Below are 22472 nucleotides of genomic sequence, written 5' to 3'. Positions count from 1 at the left end.
TGGTCCTCACTCACTCGGCGAGCAGGGGGATGGCGGGGACGGCCTGTTCGGGGCCCATGGCGGAGTAGCCGCCGTCGGCGGCCCAGTCGGCACCGGTGACGACGGAGGCGGCGTCGGAGACGAGGAAGGCGACGACGGCGCCGATCTCACCGGGGTCGCCGACGCGGCCGGTGAGGTGGAACGGCGCGGCGACGCGGTCGGTCTTCGCGCGGTCGCCGCCGGAGAGGCCGTCCATGATCGCGGACCAGGTCCACCCGGGGCTGACGGAGTTGACGCGGATGCCGTCGGCGGCGAGGTCCATGGCCATCGAGCGCGTCAGCTGGGCGATGGCGGCCTTGCTGGCGGGGTAGACCCACCGGCCGGTCTGCGCGACCGACGACGAGATCGAGGTGAAGTTGACGATGGCGGCGTGCTCGCTGGCCTTGAGCGCGCCGTGGGCCGCCTGCACGAGCGCGACCATGCTGACGAGGTTGACGTCGAGCGCGGTCAGCCAGTCGGCGCGGGACGTCGCGAACCCCTCGTCCAGGTACGTCGCGGCGAGGTTGACGACGATGTCGATGCCGTCGTGCGCGGCGACGGTGCCCTCGACCAGCGCGGTGAGCGCGGCGTCGTCGGTGACGTCGGTCGCGGTGAAGCTGACGGCGCCGCTGCCGGCGGGGAGCGCGGCGGACAGGTCGTCGGCGACCGTCTTCCCGCCCGCCTCGTCGATGTCGGCGACGACCACGTTCGCGCCCGCCTCGGCGAGCGCGGCGACGACGCCGCGGCCGATGAGGGTGGCGCCGCCGGTGACGACGGCGGTGCGGCCGGTGAGGTCGGTGGAGACGGGCATGCGGCCTCTCCTTCGCTCGGGTCGGACCGCCTCGTGCGGTCCGGGTTGAGCCGGAACCGTAGGTGCGGGCCGAGCCGGGCGATATCCGCCGAGCGCGGCGGTCGTCCGGGATGCGCAGGTGGTGTCCGACCGGCTCTAGACTCGTGCGGGTGACGCTCAGGCTCTTCGACACCGCGACCCGCGAGGTCCGTGACTTCCGACCCCTCCGCGAGGGCGAGGTCAGTGTCTACGTCTGTGGTCTCACGGTGCAGTCGGAGCCCCACGTGGGCCACGTCCGCTCGGGCGTGAACTTCGACGTGCTGCGGCGCTGGCTGGAGGTGCGCGGCTACGCGGTGTCCTTCATCCGCAACGTCACCGACATCGACGACAAGATCCTGGCGAAGGCCGCGGCGGCGGGGCGGCCCTGGTATGCCCACGCCCAGCTGATGCACCGGCAGCTGACGGCGGCGTACGCGTCCCTCAACGTCGAGCCGCCCACCTACGAGCCGGCGGCGACGGGCCACGTGCCCGAGATGCTGGAGCTGATCGAGGAGCTGATCGGCCGCGGGCACGCGTACGCCGCGGAGGACGGCTCCGGCGACGTCTACTTCGACGTGCGGTCGTGGCCGGCCTACGGCGAGCTGACGCGCCAGGGCATCGACGACATGGAGGCGGCTGCCGACGCCGACCCGCGCGGCAAGCGCGACCCGCGCGACTTCGCCCTCTGGAAGGGCCACAAGGAGGGCGAGCCGCTCACCGCGTCGTGGCCCTCCCCGTGGGGCCGTGGCCGTCCGGGGTGGCACATCGAGTGCTCGGCGATGGCGGGGAAGTACCTCGGTGACGCCTTCGACATCCACGGCGGTGGCTTCGACCTGCGCTTCCCCCACCACGAGAACGAGCAGGCCCAGTCGCGTGCCGCGGGGCGTGACTTCGCGTCGTACTGGATGCACAACGCGTGGATCACCACCGCCGGCGAGAAGATGAGCAAGTCGCTCGGCAACACGCTGTCGATCCCGGTGATCCTGGAGGAGTTCCGGGGCATCGACCTGCGCTACTACCTGGTGGCGGCGCACTACCGCTCCCACGTGGAGTTCAGCTTCGAGGCGCTCGCGGAGGCGGCGGCCGGGTTCGCCCGCGTCGAGGGCTTCCTCGAGCGGGCGGCGGCGACGGGGTCGCTCGACCTGCCGGCGTCGCTGCTCGACGTGCTGCCCGACGCGTTCGTGGCGGCGATGGACGACGACCTCGGCACGTCGACGGCGGTCGGCGTGCTGCACGACGCCGTCCGCGAGGGCAACAAGGCGCTGGCCGCCGGCGACGCTGCCGCGGCCCGTGTCCACGGTGTGGCGGTCCGCGCCATGCTGGCGGTGCTCGGCCTCGATCCCGCCGACGAGGCGTGGCCGACGCCGTCGGCCGACGCGGGCCTGACCGCGGCGGTGGACGTGCTCGTGGCCGGCCTGCTCGAGGAGCGGGCGGCGGCACGGGCGGCGAAGGACTTCGCGGCCGCGGACGCGATCCGCGACCGCATCAAGGCGGCCGGCATCGAGGTCACCGACACGCCCGACGGGGCGACCTGGACGATCGCGTGACGCGCACCCAGCGCGCACGAAACTAGAGGAGACGAGTAGGACATGGCGGGCAACTCCCAGCGACGCGGATCGGTCCGCAAGAGCTCGAAGGGCAACCCCACCGCGGGGTCCGGCGGGCGCGTGCGGCGTGGTCTCGAGGGCAAGGGGCCGACGCCGCGTGCCGAGGACCGCGAGTACCACAAGACCCACAAGGCGAAGAAGGCCAAGGAGCGCCTCGCCGCGAAGCGCTCGTCGTCCCCGCGCGCGCAGCGCAAGCGCGGCAGCGGCGACGCCGAGTGGATCGCCGGGCGCAACCCCGTCGTCGACGCGCTCCGCGAGGGCGTGCCGATCAACGCGCTGTACGTCGCGGAGGGCGCCGAGCGCGACGGCCGGCTGCGCGAGGCGTTCGCCGAGGCCGCCGAGCGGACGATCCCGCTGCTCGAGGTGAGCCGCAGCGAGCTCGACCGCCTGACCTCCGGTGCGGTGCACCAGGGCCTGGCGGCGCGGATCCCGCCCTACGAGTACGCCCACCCCGACGACCTCCTCGACCGAGCGGACGAGCTCGGCGAGCCCGCGCTCATCGTCGCCCTCGACTCGGTGACGGACCCGCGCAACCTGGGTGCCGTCGTACGGTCGGCCGCGGCGTTCGGCGCCCACGGCGTCCTCATCCCGGAGCGCCGTGCGGCGGGCATGACCGCGTCGGCGTGGAAGACGTCCGCCGGTGCGGCCGCTCGCATCCCGGTGGCGCAGACGGTGAACCTCAACCGGCAGCTGAAGGCCTACGCCGACGCCGGGCTCATGGTCGTCGGCCTCGCGGCCGAGGGCGACGTGGAGCTCCCGGCCCTCGACCTGTCCGACGGCCCGCTCGTCGTGGTCGTCGGTTCCGAGGGCGCCGGTCTGTCGCGGCTCGTGCGCGAGCACTGCGACCAGCTCGTCTCGATCCCCATGGCCAACGACGTCGAGTCGCTCAACGCGGGTGTCGCGGCCTCCGTGGCGCTCTACGCCGTCGCGCAGGCGAGGCTCGCCGGCTCGTGACCGAGGCTCCGGCTGCTGCTCCTGGTTCCTCTCGCGGGCGGCTCCGCCGTCGTACGGCGCGGGTCGTCACCGTCGTCGGGCTCCTGGCCGCCTGGGTGGTCATCGCCGGCGTCGTCGGGATGATGCTCTTCCTCGGCAGCAGCCGGGAGACGGTGATCGCCGGCCACGACGCGGTCGTGCGCCCGACGCTCGACCGGCACGCGGTGGTCGAGCCGGGCGCGATCCTGCCCGACGTGCGGCTGCCGATCGACAGCCCCGTCGGGGTCGAGGTGCGCCTCGGCAAGACGGAGGCGGCGACGACGGAGGAGCTGGTGTCGCGCTACGCGTTCATCGCCTCCCAGCCCGACGCCCAGATCCAGAAGGTGACGGACCTCGTCGCCGACATGGCGGTCTCCGCGGCGCTGCGCGGGGCGGTGGCGGGCGCCGTACCGGTCGCCCTCTGGCTGCTCCTCGGCGCCCGGCGGCGCCGTGAGCTCGTGCGGGGCGTGGTGAGTCGTCGCGGTCTCGCGTCGGGGACGGCGCTGGCCGTGGCCGCCGTGCTGATCTGGCAGCCGTGGGACGGCGACGACGTCACGACGGGGGAGACCCAGGACGAGGACGACACCTGGATCACGCTGGCCGAGTTCCTCGGCCCCGAGGTGCCGCTGCCCGCGGAGGCGGCGTCGCTGGAGCTCCGCTCCGACGTGACGACGACACAGTCGCGGCGTCTCATCGAGAGCGCGGTGTCGACCTACGACACGTCGCTGACGTTCTACTCCGAGGCCGTCGACAAGGTGGACGACCTCGAGCTGCGGCAGCCGGAGGACGACGAGACGGTGGTCGTGTTCGTCACCGACCGCCACGACAACATCGGCATGGACCCGGTGGCCCGCGCGATCGGTGACGCGGCCGGGGCGACCGCCGTGTTCGACGGCGGCGACGACACGTCGACCGGCCAGCCGTGGGAGGCATTCTCGCTCGACTCGGTGCAGCGGGCGTTCTCCGACTACGACCGCTGGTCGGTCATCGGCAACCACGACCACGGCGACTTCGTGGGGGACTACCTGGGCGACCTCGGGTGGACGCGGCTCGACGGCTCCGTGGTCGACGGTCCGGCGGACTCCACGCTCATGGGCATCGACGACCCGCGCTCCTCGGGTCTCGGCAACTGGCGCGACGAGCCGGGCCTGACCTTCGACGAGGTGCGGGACCGGATCACCGAGGACGCCTGCGCGTCGGAGGAGCGGATCAACACGCTGCTCGTGCACGACGCCTCGCTGGGCCGGGACGCGCTGTCGGCAGGGTGCGTCGACCTGGTGATCGGTGGCCACATCCACGTGCGCTCCGGGCCGACGCCGGTCGAGGGCGAGAACGGGGAGATCGGCTACACGTTCACTTCTGGAACAACCGGGGGTGCCGCCTATGCGATCGCCGTCGGGAGCAAGCCGCGCCGCCAGGCGGAGACCACGCTCATCACCTACCGCGACGGCCGGCCGGTCGGGATGCAGTGGGTGATCCTGCAGCCCAACGGGCGGTTCGACGTGGGGGAGTACGTGCCGCTGGAGTACGCCGCGGAGGACGTCGAGCAGCCGATCGAGCCGACCGCGCCGACGGGGCCGACGGACGTGGTGCCGTTGGAGGACGGTGACGGCGGGGATGCCTCGACGGGGGACGGGTCGGAGACGCAGGCGCCGTAGGCCAGGCCTTCAGCGTTGGCCGTTGGCGAACGCCGTCCATCCCAGGCCGGTGAGGACGGCGAGACGGTCGCCGTCGGTGAACTCGCCGAGGTGCGTGGCGCCGCTGGTGGGTTGCCCGGTCTCCGTGGGCTTGATCGACGAGATCTGCCAGCCGTCGTCGGTCCAGGAGATGACCCCGCCGACGAACAGCCAGCGGGTGCCGGAGCTGATGGTCATCGGTGCCGCGACCTCGACCATGACGGCCTCGGGCGCAGCCTGGTCGCCCGAGTGCGCCAGCACGCGGTAGGCGCCGTTGAGGGGCAGGAAGTCGACGCCGCCGGTGCGGTCGAAGCGGCCCAGGATCTCGGCGTCGGTCGTGCCGATGACGTCAGAGATGGCCGCCGGTGCGTTCATCGGATCCGCCTCGGCGGCGGGCGACGCAAGCACCCACAAGGCACTCTCCACGAATGCCTTCACCCCGCCGTCGATCGTCTGGTCGGCCTCGATCGCGGGCTCGGCGGCCAGGTCGGCGATCGACTGGTCGATGGTCACCGAGCCGACGGGGATGTCGGCGAGGCGAGCGGTCGTTGGCGGCTCTTCCTCGGTCGCCGTGCGGGAGGCGGTGGCGGTGGCCACGGTGTGGTCGCTCTCGTCGGTGCGTGTGCCGAGCCAGCTGGCGACGACCACGACGGCGATGACGACGGCCACGGTCGCGAGGACCAGGGCGACGTAAAGGAAACGCTTGTCCACGACGATCACCCCCCCGAGTAGCGGTGTCGGCCGCGCCCGCGTCGTGTGTTGAGCGGGTGGGTGGACGATCGCAGGCGTTGCGTGGAAGTGCAACGGGCTGTCGGGGTTGTTCTTGATGCTCTGCCCCGTTCCAGATGCGCGTGACGTGGGGAGCCTGGGGCGACGTTGGCCGTCGTGCCGTCAGGTGCGATTCGGGCAGTGTCGGGCCTCGCCCATGGCATCGTCGGTAGCGTTGTTTTCGCTGGCATCGTGACCGCGTTCGGTCGCCTGATGTCGTGCCTCTGGGCTCAGTCCAGCCGCTTCGATCCCCCGCTTCAAGGGTGTGCGACGGTGACTGCATGGCCGATGGACATGGTTGGCGATCTGCGAACGGCATCTGCCTAAGCGCCCCTGGATGGGCGACGAGGAATGGATTACCACCGTGGACGGCTGCAGTAATGGCTTATACGGCGCCTGGCACTGGCGCGGTCGACACCACCAACGGGCAGGCGACGCTCACGATGGTCACGCCAAGACCTGAGCCTGACGCTTCCGGCGATCTCGTGCATGCGGTGGCGGGTGGCGGCCATCGACGCAATGGCTGAAGCACTGCGTGAGGTTCGAAAGACCATTCCCGCGGCTATCTGATCGGAGCTGATTAGCTATCCGTACGACTTCGTCGCCGATGCAAACGCGTGGGCGAATAGGTCCGGGGCTTCGAATGTCCGCGCTGCAGCCCCTGACACGTCGATTCTTTGAGTGGGTACGTGGCCCTTCGGTGCCGACAAACTTTCGCTGCGAGATCGCGAATCAGTCGTACGTGCGATGTGGACGGTTCCACGCCTTCACGAGTGCCTCGTGCAGCACGAACTCGCGCGATGTGGTGAAGGCGGCGCCTGAGACCTTACGAAACACAAAGTCGATGTATCCGGCGTTCCGGTTGAAGATCCCGATACCACCCGTTTTGAACATCTGCCGAAGTAAGTCGCGGACCTCCGACTTGTCGAGAGCGCCATCAAGTTCCGTTTCGAGGTCCGACAATCCAAAGATCTTGGCCGGAACCGATCTCAGGGCGTCCTTGAACGCCGCCATTTTCCGAGGCGTCACCGTGTCGACGACGCCCGATAGGTTGTCGAAGATCTCGCCTACGAAGTACTCCTCGCAGTAGCGACGGACAGCTTCCTTTGCATTATCTTCGGGAACCGACTTGATCCCGCCATAACACCGCTGCAGGTACGACATGAGCGCGACCGCGTCCCGTGGCAGGAGTCGCGTGTGCTCCAATAGGTAAGTGGTCATCTCGGTATGTGGCCCAATTGAGATCGGTCGAGACAAGTAGTGCGAAACAAGGTTCGTGACTTCTGGGCGATGAACGCGAACCTTCTCGGTCAGAAGTCGCCACAGGTGATTGTCTCGCCCAATCCCGTGCGCGTGCCAATCAAGGTGCACGGCATTCGGCTTGAGCTTGTTGTTCTCGCCGCCTGGAAGCAGATCAAAGATGTCTGACCTCAGGGCGGCGACGACGGTGATTCTCAGACCGCACTCGCGCATGTGGAGGTTGAGCGACAGTAGCGCTTGCATCAACCCACCGAGCGACGCCCACTCGTCATCGAGCTCGAAGAAGAAGGAGTCCAGCCCGTCGATTGCAATCACGTGGCGGCTGTCTGTCCGCAGATACACGAGCTTGTCCCGTAGGAATGCCGAAGCCTCGAGGGCGTTCGACGGTCCTTGGGTACCCCATGTCGCCGACACAATTTTCAGGTCCAGCTTGAACTCGCTGGCCGTCCACTTGCTGACACTCGCGGCCCAGTTGGGTGTTAAAAGCCCCTGACCTCTGAGCCAGTCAACGATCCGTTCGACGTCGCCGGCTGGCTGGACGCCCTGATCTTCGCTCAGAGACTCGTAGATCTTGAGAAGTAGGAGCAGCTCCCAGGCGGCCTGATTCCGCGATGACCCAGGGGACTGGCCCATCTTGATCTGGGTTACGTCGCTGACGGGAAATCCGCGGAGGTCCCATCGCTGGAGGAAGTGGTCCCACTGGTCGGCCCATCGGAGTCTCAAGTGCTCCAGAACGGCGGACTTCCCCGAGCCTTTCGGACCCAGCAGCACGAACGCGCTGCCGCTGGCAACCGCGTAGGCGGCTTCTCGATAGTCGTAGTAGCCCTCGCGAAGGAGATCGGGATCCTCCGCTGCCTCCTGACTGGCATCCAGATGCCCGAACCGGAGATCCCTGAGCGGCACTGGAGCGTTCAACGGGTCGCCTCTCTAACGACAACGAACTTGCGATGCCGATGCTAGTGGGAACTGTCGATCGGCGTGCCTGATCCGGCCACCGGTTTCGCCCGCAGCTTGCGCAGGCGGAGGACCGCCTGTGTACCGACAGCGCGAGCGTGGCGCAACCTAAGTCGCATCATCCTGGGCGGCCGTGAGCTCCACCTGCCAGGGCGGGGCCCGCTGGCAGCGGAATGAGGCAGCGAAGAGCTTTAGCTTCCGCCCGCCTCAACCAAGATTGATGTGCGAGCTTCACACCAACCGCTCTGGTTCCTCAATCGCGAGGTAGACCGGTCCGTCGGATTGTAAACCTAAAATCTCGAACAGTTCTTTTGTGACGTCCCCGATCGAACCGACCCACTGGTCGCGGACAAGCTTGGCGAACGTCTCGCCGTCTAGCGATCGCCACTGACTCACGACGTGCCTCTCGCCGCCGCCTGGGCCTTTGGTCGGGTTGGCCAACATGCGAAGGACGCCGCGTGCTGGGTGATATCGGCCCGCTGGCAAGCTCATCTGGTCGCCGTTCTGGGACGGCTGCACCGGCTCGACGAACTTCACAAAGCCAAAGTCGGGAGAGATGCGGTATTCATCCGGCGCAGTCGATGCCGGGGGGGTCATATCCATGATCCTGGTGCGCGTCTCGGACAACTTGAGCATGACATGGACCTGGCCCGCCAACCGGCCGTCGTCGCGAAAGTAGTACTCGTAGCTGTCCTTGTCGTTCCTGAGCATCTTGTATTGCACGAGCACGACGGAGTTCGGTTCCGATCGGACGTAGACGAGGTCGGCGCCGGTCTTCGGTTCCTCGGGCTGGAAGTTGATATTCTTCACGAGCAACTGCCGGGCGCCCGAACGGAACAGGAACCATCCGTTGAACGCATGGCCAGCAGCGTCCCAGTCCAAAAATCCTGCGGTGTCTGCGGTGATCGAGTCGTTCTCTCGGGGCGACCTGGTCGGCCGCAGCACGCTGGCGACTGACTCCAACTGCGATGCGAGGGGAGTCGGTGGCGGCGGGGTCCGTACCGGTTCCAAACTCCGCCAAGCAGGGTCGAAGAGTCGCAGTGCGGTTTGGCTCGCGTCGCGTTGAGCGAGTCGGTCCAGCGGAACCTGCCTGCGCCGCGGAAACGGCGGAAGGTTGGCGAAGATCTGGTCGATCCCGGGGACGCTTCGGCGCAGTGCATCAACGATCACCTGAAAACTCTTCGACGGTATAACCCGCGACTCCTCTTCTTCGAACATGCGCTGCACAACATTCCTCATCCTTGACGCCGCCAATTCCACGATGGTGGCCAAGGGCACCGGCTCAGGGAGGGCGATCCGGTCTGTCAGCTTGACTACCGCTGAGCCAGCCCAACCGCGCCGCGTCTGTGTGGTGCAATTGCCGACGCCGACGGCACTCATCTCACCGGCAACGGAAGCAATCAGCAGTACCTGCGCTCGCGTGTGAGAGCGCCAATGGGTGCTGTTGACGTTGAGATACATGGGTGGCCCACCAGCCCGCCGCGCCCGTGCGTCCAGAAGACGATCGAGCCGACCTCCCCGGCGGTCCTGGATCTCGTCTTCCCAGTCAGCGCCTTCGGCGAGCTCCTCTGGGGAGCCCGGCATCGGCCGCCACGACTGGTCTGCGTCGCGGCCAAATCGGACTAGGCGCCCCTCGTGTGCAGAGAGAAATAGCAGTCCCATGCAAGCATTCTGACGTCTGAGGCGCGAAGTGTAGGCGCTTTTCCGTTCAAGGCGGGGGACACGGTCTCCTGCAGAGTGGCAGCATCGAACTGAGAAGGACGTGCTATCCGCCGGTGTCGTCGCTTACCGTGGGCCTCTACGTCGCTCAAGGAAGTTGGTGTTTCTGCCGGCTGACGGGTGCTTGCTGGCCTAGGGTTCGTGGCGGGACCAACTCGGGAGCGAGAAGCAATGCGAATTCGCCGGATCGACATCGAGAACTTCCGCGGCATCAAGTCCGCGTCGTGGCGTTTACCGGCGGACCGTCGGTTCTTCGCGCTCATCGGGCCCGGGGACGCCACCAAGACCACCGTCCTCACTGCCATCGAGCGAGCCCTTCACGACCGCGCTGGCCTCAGCGTCTTGGACACCGACTTCTTCGGTGCGACCGTCGATGAGGCATTGCGAATCCGTGTAGCAGTGGGTGACCTCCCCGACGACCTGCTTGCCATTGATGCCTTCGGTGGGTTCTTGTCTGGTATCGACCAGAATGGCGAGTGGACCCACGACCCGGCCGACGAGTCCGAGCGTTGCATCATCGTGGAGCTCCTCGTTGAGGCCGACTTGGACCCGATCTGGCAGTCCTACCGGCCACCGCTCAAGGGCATGGACGATGAGGACCCGTACCCCATCCGCGCCCGGCACCGGACCAAGATGACCGCATATCGGATCGATGACCGCGTGGACGCTCACCTGCGGTGGTCGAGAACTTCTTCGCTCGGCAAGCTGACCGTGAGCCGCGACGACACTCGCGCCACCCTGACCCACGCCGGCCGCAAGGCACGCGAAGCCGCCGCGGAAGCCGTCACGGACTCCCTGAAGGAGCTCGCACAAGAGGTACAGACCCAGGTCCAGGCGATCGGCACCACGAGGTTTGGCGATCTGCGGCCAGGCCTGGACACGTCGCTGAGCAACACCCAGGGGAACCTGGCGCTCTTCGACGGCGCCGTCCCCCTGACCAACTTCGGGCTTGGGACCAGGCGCCTGACTGGCGCTGCGACCCAGCAGCTCGCGAACCAAGGAACCGCCACCCTGCTGGTCGACGAAGTCGAGCACGGCCTAGAGCCGCACCGGCTCGTCCACCTTCTGCGACACCTGCGAACCAGCGACGCGTTCTCCCAGGTTTTCGTGACCACGCATTCGCCAACAGCGCTGATGCACCTCGAGCCGGAGGACCTGGTCATGGTCCGCTCTTCCGGCGGACTAACCGATCTGAAACCGCTCGACGAACCCGCCGAGCTCCGCCCCCTGCTCAAGGCCTGCCCCGAGGCGTTCCTGGCTCGGCGCGTCGTCATCAACGAGGGCAAGACTGAGTACGGGGTAGTCCTCGAGCACCTGGAGGAGTGGGACGCAGACACGGAGTCGGACGCGGTGCCATCGGCCGCGTTGGGCGTGGTCGCAGTCGAGGGGAACGGCGGAACCGGCTCGGCGAACCGCGCAGCCCAGTTCCTGAATCTCGGCTACGACGTCGTGCTGTTTGTTGATAGCGACGACGAGAATGCCAATAACCTTGCCGACCAAGTCGCAGCTGACGGAGCCTCAGTCATTCGGTGGGAGGGTTGCCACAGTATTGAGACAGCTGTGTGCGCGGAACTGACCGAGGCGGGGCTGACCGCCTTCATCGAGGCCGCGATCGAAGTCGCAGATGACCCTGAATCCGCGCTCACGGTCTACGCGAATGCGCTTGTGGCCAATGGTGCGCCCGACAGCTCAGCGGGTGCCGAAACGCTGGATGTGAGCACCTGGGCCGCGACCGGGCTCGATCTGCACCAGGCGCGCGACATCGTAGGCAAAACCGCCAAGGGGAAGAAGAATGTGAGGGGATGGTTCAAGCGGGTCGACAAGGGCCGTCGGCTGGGCCGGTTCATCCTCGACTCGACGGACCTCGAAGGTGGAGAGGTGGAGTCAAAGATCGGCGCGCTCCGCGGGGCCATCTACGCACCCGCGGAGGCCGCAAAGAAGACAGTTGTTAGCGAGCAGACGACGGCCAGCTTGGAGGAGCCCGCCGGCACCGAAGGACAAGCCGGGGACCAAGCCGCTGGCCCGCCTGACGAAGATTCCGCTACCCAGGAGCCCTAGGTGCCTGACAAACTCCCGGAGGCGCTTCAAACGGACGCCGCCGGGTTCATCGAAGCGCTACCAGCCTCGGTCGTCCTACCGGCCGGGACAGGCAAGACTCATCTTCTCGCGGCTACCGCAAGCAGAATTGCCGCCGCCGACGGGCGCGCTCTCGTGCTCACCCACACCAACGCGGGCGTCTCTGCAATCAACAGCCGCCTGAAGCGGTTCGGCTTGTCCGGAGGCGACGCTCACGTTGCCACCATCACCAGCCTCGCGTTCCGCCTCGCTCGCGCCTACCCGGTACTCGGAGGACTAATGGTTCCGAAGGTGATGGTCCCGGCTGACTCTCCCGTCTACGTCCGCGCGGCCACCAAAGTTGTCGCCGCGGAGCACATTAAGGCAGTCCTCGCCGCCACCTACACGCACGTCCTTATCGACGAGTACCAAGACTGCAACGTCGGCCAGCACCAACTCGTACTCGCTCTCCGCGACGCGGTCGGCCAGGTGGGCGTCCTCGGCGACCACCTCCAGGCAATATTCGGTTTCAGTGACCCTCTCCCTAATTGGGACGACGTCATCGCCGACTTTCCCAAGCACGCCGACATCGACCCGCAACCACACAGGTGGAGGGGATACAACGAGGATCTGGGAGGGTGGCTCCTCCGGGTTCGCGAGCGCCTCAAGCCCGGCGCCACCCTCAACCTGGCTAGCGGCAACTACCCTGACCGAGTCACTTATACCAACATCGCGGGCAACCATGCAGGACTGACCGCCGCCGCTACGTCCCTGCTCAACAAACCCGCGGACGAGACCGTCCTCATCATCGCCGCGAACGACGGCATCGCCCGCTATCTCGCCGGTGAACTCAAAGGTACCTACACGGTCATGGAGGAGATCGAGGGCAAATTCATGGCGAAGTGGCTCGACAAACTCGAGCAGACCGAGCCGGCTGACTACGCGTCCTGGCTGTTCGAGTTCACGAAGAAATGTCACTGCGGCCACGGCGCCTTGGAGCCCAAGCCGGTCGGGAAGAGGTACGTCGATCGGAAGACCGGCGCAGACCTGCTCAGCGCGAAGCGGGAACCAGTTCGCGTCACCATCGAGGCGCTCGACAAGCTCGTGAACAACCCCACCCTGACCGAGCTCGCGGCCGCGATGGATGTCATCCCCACCACTGGTGCGCTTCGGCTCCACTCCCACGAAGCCTGGTACGACGTGAAGACAGCGATTCGCGGGGCGATTGGTCACGGCGACGACAAGAAAGTCCTTCGCGAGGAGCTAGCCAAAGCTCGTGACGTACTGCGCCACACCGGACGACGTGAACGCCGCCGCATCATCTCCCGGACCTTGCTCGTCAAGGGTCTCGAGTACGACCACGTCCTCATCGCCGACATCGGCAAGCACCTCGAGGTCAACGACCTATACGTAGCCCTGACCAGAGCCAGAAGGTCCATCCACATTCTCGGCACAACAGACACCATTACCTTGGTCGAGTCGCCGAGGTAGCGGAAGCGGAGTTGGGTTACGAGGTTGAGACACGCAGCCCTAGGACCCGTCGAAGCCAGTACATCCGTTCCCGCATCTCTCTGGGAGAAGCAACCGGTCCCCGGTCGGGTCGACTCGTCCCGGCGCATCGACTCGCCGGGGCGACCGAACCCTCTCTCGATGCGGGGGTTCGATGCTGCAGGGGAGCGCGTTGCTGAAGCAGCTCAGAACCTCCGCGGTCCCGGGTACGACCCACCGCGGTACCACCTCGCGACAGTTTCCTCTTGGTCCGCGGTCAGCTCGCCCCACGGCACCCGCTCATCTCCGACGACTACCTCGTGCGGCAGCCGCGCCACGGGTACGGCCTCGTACGTCGTGCGCAGCGCCGCGGCCCCAATGACACGCTCGGCCGTTCCGTCGACACACGACCCGATGGAGACGTGCCTGTCAGCCCGACACCGCTCTTCGGCCAGTGCCGCGACCATCTCCGCCGCGGGCCCGAACCAGTTCCACTCTGCCTGCGCCCCGTAGTTCGCTCCGACTCTGTCGTCATCGTCCGCCTCCGGCATGTGGGACAGCTCAGTGCCCGCCAACGGCAGCATCCAGGCGAGGTAGCGGCGTATGAAGTCGTCGGCAGCCGCAGTATCGGAGCCCAGGTTGCGCAACGCAGGGACGAGGAGCTCGCGGCGAATGAGCGGTCGGCTGTCCGCCGCCCACAGCGTCATCACCAGCCGGGCCGCGGGGTCGTCGAGCTCCGCGGGGTCGAATGGTGCGGGGCGTTGACCGAAGGGTGAGAGAGCCGCCGTCATCGCCCCCGCCCACGGCTCGAGGAAGTCGAGCGCCGCGGCCTGCAGGACCGGATCTATCGGCGAGTCGACGCTGCTGACCGCGAGGAGCAGGACTCGTGCTCGCCGGCGATCGTCCGCCCATCCGCCGTCGCCAGGCACAGCCGCGGTCGTCGAGGTAAGGCCCGCTGCAAGCCGATCGAGGTCGGCCGCCGACCACCTGGACTCGCTCAGTAGATCGCGCACGCGGTCCACCTCGCCTGGCGCTGAGGCCTCATCGATCTCCGTCGGCCACCACACCCCGGCAGGGTCGTCGGCGAGTGCAGCAATGACGGTCTCGCTCGGTCCACGCTCCTCGCCGCGCAGCACAACCGCGAGGATGCCCGCGACTGCGACGAGGACGGTCACGACGACCGCACCCCGCCGCAACGCCGTCACGACGGGTTCCGCCGTTCCATCGCCTCGACCTCTGCCGACACCAGCCGGTCGGCCATCGCAGCCCAGTCAGGCGACCCCATGCTGGCGTGCGCACGCCAGACGTCGAACTGCTCCTGCGTCATCTCCACCATCGGGACTCGAACACCACCGTCCCGGAGCTCCTCCGGAATCCGCTCCAGCGGCAGGCTCTCGTACACCGCGTTGTTGATGACCAGCGCGTTCTGCATTCCCAGCGCGGCGCCGTACGACCGGCTGTCCCACGCCGTCTGCGCCGAGGTGTCGATGGGCGCGGGCCCCTCGAACACCTCGGCCACCGACCAGTCCACTCCGGCGTTGACGACGTCACCGAGCACGCCGGACAGGGGGCCCGCCAGCCCGTAGCGCTCCGTCGCGACGCCGACCGCCTCGCCAGCAGCCACCGTGAGCGCGTAGCCCGTGCCGTACTCCAACGCCTCGAAGAAGCTACGGTCGTTGGCTGCGGCGTCGCTGGCCTCCTGCTCCGAGACGGCCGCGTCGACGTACCCGCTCGCGAGGTTCCCGCGGATGAGCCCGAGCTGGTCCACGTACGTGCCGCGGGCCTGTTCGATCCGGTTGCTCCACTCCAGCGCGTCCAGGCGCTCGGCGCCGTCGAGCGTGGTCAGGAGGCCGGTCTCTGCGTAGGACCGCGCCTGCTGGTCCAGCAGCGCCCCTGCATCTGGCTCCGCCCCGATCGCCGGCAGCAGGTTGTCGAGCGCGTCGGCGGCGAGGTCGGCGCGGCCCCACGGCGGGTCGTACCACCCCGGGTAGGCCTGCGCGCTGGCCACGTCGGCCGACGCGCCGTACGCCCCGAACACGTCGTTGACGTGCGTCGCCAGCACCGCGGCGTACCCCTCCGCCAACGGCGCCGTCAGCGACCCCACGTGGTCGACGTCGCTGCCCGCGACGCCGACGATCGCCTCGGCGGCGCGGGTGCCGGGGGAGCGGGGGTCGTCGCCAGGGCCGGGCGCGTAACCGGCGTCGGGCGTGACCGCCGCAGCCAACGTGTCGCGCAGCGCCTCGTGGCCCACCAGCGAGCCGCTGCTCTCGTCGGGCCACGCGCGGTCCTTGAGGAGGTAGGCGAGCTCGGAGGAGTCGTACGTCGCGAAGTCCCTTCCCGCGCCCTCCGGCGGCGCCAGGTCGAGGACGAACGTCGCCGCCGCCTCCGGCGTGTGGGCCATCCCGTCGAGCACGCCGACCAGGGGATCGGCGCCGGTACCGCGGCCGTCGCCGTAGTCCGTCCGCCACGTGCTGCCGTCCGCGGACCACGGGTGCGGCTCGCCGCCGTTGGCCGCGAGCACCGCGCGCTCGTGGTCGAGGATCGCGCCCCCGGCCGCGGTGAGCAGGTGCGGCGCGTGGCCCTCCCCGGCGAGCAGCGGGCCGAGCACCTGGAGCCCGTTCACGCCGGCGCTGCCGTCGGGTGCGCCGTAGGTCGTCGCCCCGGCGTGCGCGACCAAGCGGTCGGCCCAGGCAGGATCGAGCGCGTCGCCGCGGGCCAGCAGCGCGCGCATGGCGCTCTGGTGCGCGACCACCGGGTCGCCGGCGGTGACGTCGCCGAGGCTGGTGCTCCACGGCTGGGCGGTGAGCTGCGCGTCGAGGAAGCCCTCGGGCCCCAGCTGCTCGAGCACGCCGGCGGCGATGCCCGGGTCGGCGGCGAAGGCGGCGGTCGCGCCCGCGATCCGCAGCACGCGCTCGCCGTCGGCCTCGGTCACCGGCTCGGCGCCGAGCTGGGCGACCGCCAGGTTCTCGCTCGCCAGCCGGGCCGTGATTGCCTCGCGTTGGGGGGTGGTGAGGAACTCGGCGTACGGCGCGACCGCACCCGGGTCGGCCAGGGCCAGCTCCAGCAGCTCGGGCGTGGTGAGCGCGCGCAGCTCGGGCGGCAGGGCGGCGCGCGGTGCGGACTGGGCGGTCGTGTCGACCTCGCCGCTGGCCACCGTCGAGAGCGCGGCGGCCAGGGCGGCGTCGGCGTCCCGGGCCGCCGCGATCGCGTCGGTGATCTGCGTGGTCAGCTCGGTGATCGCCGGGCGCTCGAGCGGCGCGAGGAGGTCACCGTCGCTCGTGGGCGGCGGTGTGCAGGTCACGGCGTCCCCGAGGATGACGACGCTCCATCCGCGGCCGCGGACCGCGGCGAGGGCGGTGTCGATGTCCCGTAGCGCGCGCTGGATCGTGGCGGCGGCTTCGTCGAGCGCCGCGACCACGACGGTCACCTCGGCGACGTGGTCGAGGTAGTCGGCGTCGAGCACCCGGAACTGCGCCCGCGCGGCCTCCGCCGCCGCGCCCTGCCAGTTCCGCGGTGGCCGCGCCGCCTCGACGTCGCTGTCAAGCGCGGCGAGCTGAGTCCGCGCGGCGGCCAGGGCGTCGGCCGCGGCAGCCAGCACGTCAGGGCGCCAGCCCAGCACGGCGCTCACAGCGGTGTCCGCGCGTCGTAGCGACCGACCTGCACCAGGTCGGTCTCCTGCACCGTCACCGAGGCCTCCACCAGGCCGGCGCCGTAGGTCGTCATGCCGGTCGCCAGCGCCGTACGCGTCGCCTCCCAGCGCGCCGCGACCGCGGCGACGGCGGCCGGGGTCTGGCCGAGACCGAGCGCCCCCGCGACCCCGACGAGGGCGTCGGGCGTGGTGATGGTGGCGAGGCGCTCGCCGGTCGTGGCGGCGCACGCGCCGGCCGTGGTGACGGCGTCGACGTCGAGCTCGAGCATGTCGGTGTCCCCCCGAGAGTGTGTGTCGTGGACGTACGGCGTCAGCGCAGGACCGCGGGCCCGCTGGGCTGGTCGTCAAGCCAGTCGCCGTCGCCGGGGTAGTGCACGCGGTCGGTGTCGCGGTCGCGGTCGGTGCGGCGGCCGCGTCGTCCGCCGGCGGCGTTGCTCGCGGAGTGCCCGGCCGCGAGCGGTCCCGAGCCACGCGTTCCGCCGGTGCCCGCCGGCCGGGCCGCGCTGTTGGCCGTCCGGCTCGCGTTGGACGTCGCCGTCGCCGGGGCGCCGAGGACGCCCGGTCGAGGAGTGGACCGGTCGGTGGTGCGGGTGGCCGAGCTCGCCGAGCCGACCGGTCCGGTGGCTCCTCGCGCCGCCAGGCCGCCGAGGGCCCGGCGCGCGGCGACGACGGCACCGGCGCCGAGCGCCGCGGCACCCGCAGCGGCGCCGATGCCCGTCGCGAGGCCACCGCCGAGAGGGAAGTCGGCTCCGGCCGCAGCCCCGGCGTCACCGTCGCTGACAGGCGCTGGGCTTGCGAGCACGAGGCCGTGCGGCTGGCTCGCTGCCGGATCTCCTGGGTGCGGCAACGCGTCCCGCGACCCCTCGACGTGAGCAGCCGCAGGAACGACCGCCCCCGCACCGCCGGCCGGCACCGTTCTGCCTCCGGAGCCGGGGGCGTCGTGTTGCGACGTACCTCCGTCACCTCCGCCGTCCCGGCCCGACTCGGCATTGATCGCCGCGAACGTGTCCCGCGAGGCGGCCAGCTCGGCGGTCAGCGTGGCGAGGATCTGTGCCATCCGGGCCTCGCGAGCGGCGAGCGCCTGCTCGTGCGCCTGCCGCGCTTGGCTGTCGGCCAAAGCCGTCGCGATGCGCTCCTCCGGCGGCGTACCGGCGGGGACGGGCGTCGCGCGGGGAGCGGGGGCGGGCTCGCCTTCACCGCGGTACGCCGCCCGGGCCGCGAACAGCGCCCAGCCAGCGGTGGCCTCGGCGTCAGCGCCCGTGGTGAGCGCCTCGACGCGTGCCGCGAGGTCGGCGGCGGCACGCTCGATGGAGGCCACCATGGCGCTGGCGGGGGTGGCGCCGAGGACGGTGCCGCCGCGCACGTCGCTGACGACGGGACCCAGCTCGGTGCGGGTGTCGTCGACCTCCTGCCCGACCCCCGACCAGTGGGTGTCGCGCACGGCGGCGAGACCTCCCAGCGCGGCGAACGGCCCCGCGGCAGCGAGCGCGGTCGGGTCGGTGTCGTCCGCGCCCTGCAAGGCCTCGAGCAGGGCGCGCTCGTTCGGGCCCATCAGAAGACCTCGCGGGCGCTCCGCCCGACCCGGTCGGCCACGGTGCTCAGGGTGATCAGCACCTCGTGCAGCAGGTCGCTGGCGTGCTCGTCGGTCGTGCGTACGTCGTCGGCCGCGGCGTCGAAGGCGGCCAGGACCTCGTCGAGGTACTGCACCACCGACCGCAGCTTCGCCTCCTGCGTGCGCAGGGCACCCGATCGCTGTGCCGCTGCCTCGATGCCGACCGCGGAGCTGCCGAAGCTGCGGCCGGGTATGGCGGCGATGCCGTCGGCGCACTGGGCCAGCCGCTCCGTGAGCCGGCCGATGGCGGCGCGGACGAGTGCAGCACGCTCGTCGTCGAGAACTACCTCTGTCATGGAACTCCCCCCGGAACCCCGGGCTCCCCCCGATGAGAGCCCTGCCGTCGTCCTCTCCGCGGGGACGACACGTCAAACATATGTGTGGTAACAATTTTCTGGCAATGCTCGTCAGGGAGGTGGGGGCGCATGCGGGGTACGACGCGGGCCGCGACCGTCGCACTCGTCGCGCTGCTCGGGGCGGGCGGCTGCAGCGACGACCCTCCGGGGGACTCCCGCACCGTCGGACCCGGGGCATCGTCCGAGGCGCCGAAGGAGTCCTCGACAGCGCCGACGGAGCTGCCCACCATCGACCCGATCTCCGTCGAGATGGGACCGGCCTGTCGCCAGGAGGCGGTGGTGGAAGGGGCCCAGCCCTATCCGGGCGACGTCGAGCAGCTGCAGGCGTTCATGGCGATCGAGGACCTGGAGGTGCCCGACCAGGCGCCGGAGCTCCGCGGGTTCTACACGCCGATCGGCCTCGACCGACCCTGGGCGCTGCCGTCCGACGTCACCGAGTGGGACGACCTCAACGCGCTGATCTGCGTCGACGTGGTGCCGGGGTCGGAGTACGTGCGGCTCGAGTGCGCCGACCAGATCGAGGGCCGCGCCACCACGTGGGAGGTCTGGGGCTCGCAGCTGCAGATCCGCGTCATCGACCCCACGACGGCCGAGCTGGTCGCGGAGGACGAGCCGTTCGACTCCGACACCCTGCTGCCGCACCTGCCGTGCGGTGACCCGCCGTTCGACATCGAGCCGGGCGGCCACGGCTACATGGCCGACCTGCCGCCCGGCTTCGTCATCACGCGCGAGCGCGTCGACGGGTTCATCCGCACGCTCTCGTAGGGGCTCCGTTCACGGTCGAGGACCGCTCGACGTCGTCCGATCATCCTGCTTCTGCTCCTGCGCCGGACCGGTGGCCGAGGTACGCGTAGTGCAGGACGGCGACCGCGATGACCGCGACCACTCCCACGGTGGTCGCCCCTAGGGATGGACCCGAAGCTGGCAGAGGGAACGAGGGCTGCAGGGCTTGCGCGAAGAGGGCGGCGAAGTAGGTCGCCGCGGCGGTGATGCTGCCCGTGGTCCTTCCGAAGAAGGTGACGCCGGTATGCGCCGCTGCACCGAAGACCGCGGTCGAGACGGCGGCGCCTTGCATCACGCCGAGCTCGACGGTGTCGTGCACCCGGTGGGCCAGTAGGCACAGGCAACCCAGGATCGCGAGCGGCACCACCGCGGACACGGCGGCCACCAAGCGCACCAGTGGCCGCTGCGACCGTTGCTCCCACGAGTGCAGACGGGGGAACGCCAGTGCCGGAACGACGCACGCGGACATCACGCAGAGAACCTCGGGAACGGTGACGAGTCTCGGTTCGAGACCGGTCGCCACGCGCAGCAGGTAGGCCACGTCTCCCCAGGCCACGACTGCGACGGCAACCCCGGCCAGCCATGCCGCGACCGTCCCGTATGCCCGCGATCGCAGCGTGGTGATCACGGGCCGGGCCGCCGCGGGTGGCGCCTCAGTGCCGGCCAAACGACGTTCCTCGGCATCCGCGAAGAGCCGAGAGGTCCCGCTCGATCGCCGACGCCGGGTCGGGCGTGCGGCGAAGCGCGTCGTACTCCTCGGAGGCGTCAGGCACCTGCAGCAACGGCTGGGGGTCGAAACCGGCCTCCTCCATCATCCAGGCGGCGGCCGCACTGCTGGTCGCGAAGCCCTGGGACTCGTAGTCCCCGAGCCCGATGCACGTCCCGAGCCCGGACGCGTCGGTGGCGAGGTCGCCGATCGCGGTCTGCAGCCAATCGGTCTCCTGTGCCTGGAGGTGGAGGACGTAGTCGGCCTCGCCCGCGGGAACTGTGACGGAGGCGTCGTAGACGACGCCCGGCGGCAGGATCTGCGGGCCGACCCCCGTTGCCAGGGCGTCGACCGCGCCAGCCAAGGGGGCCAGCATGACGTCGCGCGCGGGGTGGACGCACACCTCTGGTCCAACGGTGTCGGCGCAGACAGGCGCGGCAGTGTCCCCTTCGACCAGGGCGCCGCCGTACGAGCGCCCCAGCAGGAAGACGAGGGCCACGGGCAGGACGGCGACGACCACAGCCGCCGCCGGGGCCCGCAGGTCCGAGACGGTCCGCATGCGGAGCCAGGCGGAGGTGGCGATCCCGAGACTGACGGCCGCGCCGAGGAAGAACGCGGTGCGGCCCAGGGAGAGGTCGGTCGGAACCACCAAGCCGCTGACGACGTCGAACTGGAAGACAGGGGCGAAGGCTCCGGTCGAGAAGAGGAGAACGTACGCCGCCGCTGCGGCAACCGGCACTGCGGCGTACGTGGGCAGCACGCAGCCCAGGAGGACACCCAGCGCCGCGTAGGCGAGGAGCGCCGCGTAGCCGGACGCGATGGCCGCCGCGTCCAGCGATCCCCACGTGGCGCTCGAGATCGTGCTCCAGACTGCCGGAAGCAGACCGAGCGTCAGGCCCACGGCGCTCGTCGCCGCGACGAAACCGATGGTCGCGACCGCGAGCTGGGTCCCACGTCGCGGCGAACCGAGGGGTGCGTGCACCTCGCGGGGTCCGGCGAACGTCGAGGGCGCGAAGGCGGCGACAGCGGCGACGAGGATGCCCACGGTCAGCATCGACTGCCGGAACTCGGCAGACACCGCAGCGAGATCGCCGTAGGCCCAGTCGGCGAGCGGTCGGCTGTGCACGAAGGAGAGGGCGGCGGACCCCACCATCCCGACCACCCCCACCTGCCAGCGTGCCGGCGGGAAGAGTGGCGATGCCTGCTCAGCCATCACTGCCCTCGACCAGGCGCCGGTAGCCGCTCTCGAGGTCGGACTCCAGGTCGCGACGTCCGGCCTCCCCGTGGGCCGCCAGCTCGCTGGTCGTCCCGTCGAAGGCGACCCGTCCCGCCGCCAGGATGACGACACGCCCGGCCGTCACGCGCACGTCCTCCAGCAGGTGGGTGGCCAGGATGACGCACCGGTCACGGGCAACACGGGCGAGGTAGTCGCGGAGGTTTGCTCGCTGCGAGGGGTCGAGGCCGACCGTCGGCTCGTCGAGCAGCAGGGTCGACGGCTGGTGGGCAATGGCGCAGGCCAACCCCAGTCGCTGCCTCTCGCCTCCCGAGAGGGTCCGGACCTTGGAGTTCCTCTTCTCAGCCAGGTCCACCGTGTGCAGGGCTTCGACGCTCGCAGAACGTGCCGCCTTGCGTCCGAGTCCGTTGCACCACGCGGCGTACGTCGCGACCTCGTCGACCGACAGGGTCGATGCCGTGCTGAAGGTCTGGGGGAGGTAGCCGACCTTGCTGACGCCGTGGTTCCAGTCCAGCGGCCGCACGGGACGAATCTCCCGACCGCCGACCTCGATGCGGCCGTCGAACCGCTTGACGCCGACGATGCTGTTGAGCAGCGTCGTCTTTCCCGCGCCGTTCGGACCCAGGAGGGCGCAGACGCCGGCGCCCACGCTGAACGAGACGCCGGACAATGCGAGGGTCGACCCGTAGCCCGCGCTGACGCCCTCGATGCTGATCAGGGCCGCACCGCGCATGTTGTCCCCCTGGGAGTGGCCGGGTGACCAGATTCCATCTGGCTTCTGCACTT

18 protein-coding genes are annotated in these 22472 nt (G+C 69.7%); 6 read left to right on the top strand and 12 right to left on the bottom strand.

The genetic code is table 11. The annotated features are described in order from the left end of the window. Positions 1-10: 10 nt before the first annotated feature. Positions 11-829, bottom strand: a complete 819-nt coding sequence (locus QE405_RS10660; RefSeq protein ID WP_307200509.1) for an SDR family oxidoreductase — start codon at positions 827-829, stop codon at positions 11-13. A 149-nt stretch (positions 830-978) separates the two neighbouring features. Here QE405_RS10660 and cysS point away from each other — a divergent pair, with 149 nt between their 5' ends. From cysS to QE405_RS10645, 3 genes are read left to right on the top strand one after another with little or no spacing between them, the layout of a single operon-like run. Continuing rightward, complete coding sequence (gene cysS / locus QE405_RS10655) at positions 979-2394, top strand: cysteine--tRNA ligase (protein WP_444939684.1); 1416 nt, start codon at positions 979-981, stop codon at positions 2392-2394. A 42-nt stretch (positions 2395-2436) separates the two neighbouring features. Continuing rightward, positions 2437-3408, top strand: coding sequence for a 23S rRNA (guanosine(2251)-2'-O)-methyltransferase RlmB (gene rlmB / locus QE405_RS10650; RefSeq protein WP_307200505.1), 972 nt, complete (start codon positions 2437-2439; stop codon positions 3406-3408). Continuing rightward, complete coding sequence (locus tag QE405_RS10645) at positions 3405-5084, top strand: metallophosphoesterase (RefSeq protein WP_307200504.1); 1680 nt, start codon at positions 3405-3407, stop codon at positions 5082-5084. The genes rlmB and QE405_RS10645 overlap by 4 nt, the downstream gene beginning before the upstream one ends. A 9-nt stretch (positions 5085-5093) precedes the next feature. On the opposite strand, the gene QE405_RS10640 is transcribed toward QE405_RS10645, so the two are convergent. The 3 genes from QE405_RS10640 to QE405_RS10630 form a co-directional block, all read right to left on the bottom strand. Further along, complete coding sequence (locus tag QE405_RS10640) at positions 5094-5813, bottom strand: hypothetical protein (protein ID WP_307200502.1); 720 nt, start codon at positions 5811-5813, stop codon at positions 5094-5096. A 789-nt stretch (positions 5814-6602) separates the two neighbouring features. Further along, the gene (locus tag QE405_RS10635) at positions 6603-8045 is read right to left on the bottom strand and encodes a P-loop ATPase, Sll1717 family (protein WP_307200500.1); all 1443 of its coding nucleotides are present in this window, start codon (positions 8043-8045) and stop codon (positions 6603-6605) included. A gap of 270 nt (positions 8046-8315) precedes the next feature. After that, a complete protein-coding gene (locus QE405_RS10630; RefSeq protein ID WP_307200498.1) occupies positions 8316-9545 on the bottom strand; it encodes a hypothetical protein in 1230 nt (409 codons plus the stop codon). Positions 9546-9974: 429 nt separating this feature from the next. Here QE405_RS10630 and QE405_RS10625 point away from each other — a divergent pair, with 429 nt between their 5' ends. Then, on the top strand, positions 9975-11861 hold the full coding sequence (locus QE405_RS10625) for an ATP-dependent nuclease (protein ID WP_307200496.1): 1887 nt from the start codon (positions 9975-9977) through the stop codon (positions 11859-11861). Continuing rightward, positions 11862-13349 carry a UvrD-helicase domain-containing protein gene (locus tag QE405_RS10620; protein WP_307200493.1) on the top strand — a complete coding sequence of 496 codons (1488 nt, stop codon included), beginning with the start codon at positions 11862-11864 and terminating at the stop codon, positions 13347-13349. 203 nt (positions 13350-13552) lie between these two features. Here QE405_RS10620 and QE405_RS10615 read toward each other — a convergent pair whose 3' ends face one another. From QE405_RS10615 to QE405_RS10595, 5 genes are read right to left on the bottom strand one after another with little or no spacing between them, the layout of a single operon-like run. Then, positions 13553-14521 carry a hypothetical protein gene (locus QE405_RS10615; protein ID WP_307200490.1) on the bottom strand — a complete coding sequence of 323 codons (969 nt, stop codon included), beginning with the start codon at positions 14519-14521 and terminating at the stop codon, positions 13553-13555. Between the two features lie 26 nt (positions 14522-14547). Beyond that, positions 14548-16974 (bottom strand): hypothetical protein, encoded by a 2427-nt coding sequence (locus tag QE405_RS10610; protein ID WP_307200488.1) that lies wholly within the window; start codon positions 16972-16974, stop codon positions 14548-14550. Beyond that, positions 16971-17264: a hypothetical protein gene (locus tag QE405_RS10605; protein ID WP_307200485.1), complete on the bottom strand. Its 294-nt coding sequence runs from the start codon at positions 17262-17264 to the stop codon at positions 16971-16973. Before QE405_RS10605 ends, QE405_RS10610 begins: the two co-directional genes overlap by 4 nt. 41 nt (positions 17265-17305) lie before the next feature. Further along, positions 17306-18547: a hypothetical protein gene (locus QE405_RS10600; RefSeq protein WP_307200483.1), complete on the bottom strand. Its 1242-nt coding sequence runs from the start codon at positions 18545-18547 to the stop codon at positions 17306-17308. Continuing rightward, entirely contained in the window at positions 18547-18903 is a 357-nt protein-coding gene (locus QE405_RS10595) for a hypothetical protein (RefSeq protein ID WP_307200481.1), read from the bottom strand. The genes QE405_RS10600 and QE405_RS10595 overlap by 1 nt, the downstream gene beginning before the upstream one ends. A 129-nt stretch (positions 18904-19032) precedes the next feature. On the opposite strand from QE405_RS10595, the gene QE405_RS10590 reads away from it, so the two are divergent. Next, positions 19033-19728: a hypothetical protein gene (locus QE405_RS10590; RefSeq protein WP_307200479.1), complete on the top strand. Its 696-nt coding sequence runs from the start codon at positions 19033-19035 to the stop codon at positions 19726-19728. Positions 19729-19768: 40 nt separating this feature from the next. Here the strand turns inward: QE405_RS10590 and QE405_RS10585 are convergent, their stop codons facing one another. The 3 genes from QE405_RS10585 to QE405_RS10575 are packed head-to-tail and all read right to left on the bottom strand — an operon-like array spanning position 19769 to position 22419. Further along, positions 19769-20374, bottom strand: coding sequence for a hypothetical protein (locus tag QE405_RS10585; protein WP_307200477.1), 606 nt, complete (start codon positions 20372-20374; stop codon positions 19769-19771). Positions 20375-20399: 25 nt separating this feature from the next. After that, positions 20400-21665: a hypothetical protein gene (locus QE405_RS10580; RefSeq protein ID WP_307200475.1), complete on the bottom strand. Its 1266-nt coding sequence runs from the start codon at positions 21663-21665 to the stop codon at positions 20400-20402. Next, entirely contained in the window at positions 21658-22419 is a 762-nt protein-coding gene (locus tag QE405_RS10575) for an ABC transporter ATP-binding protein (protein ID WP_307200473.1), read from the bottom strand. The genes QE405_RS10580 and QE405_RS10575 overlap by 8 nt, the downstream gene beginning before the upstream one ends. Positions 22420-22472 lie beyond the last annotated feature (53 nt).

Origin of the sequence: Nocardioides zeae (assembly GCF_030818655.1) — a bacterium.
Taxonomy (GTDB): Bacteria; Actinomycetota; Actinomycetes; order Propionibacteriales; family Nocardioidaceae; genus Nocardioides; species Nocardioides zeae_A.
This window is presented reverse-complemented; position numbering and strand designations above follow the sequence as displayed.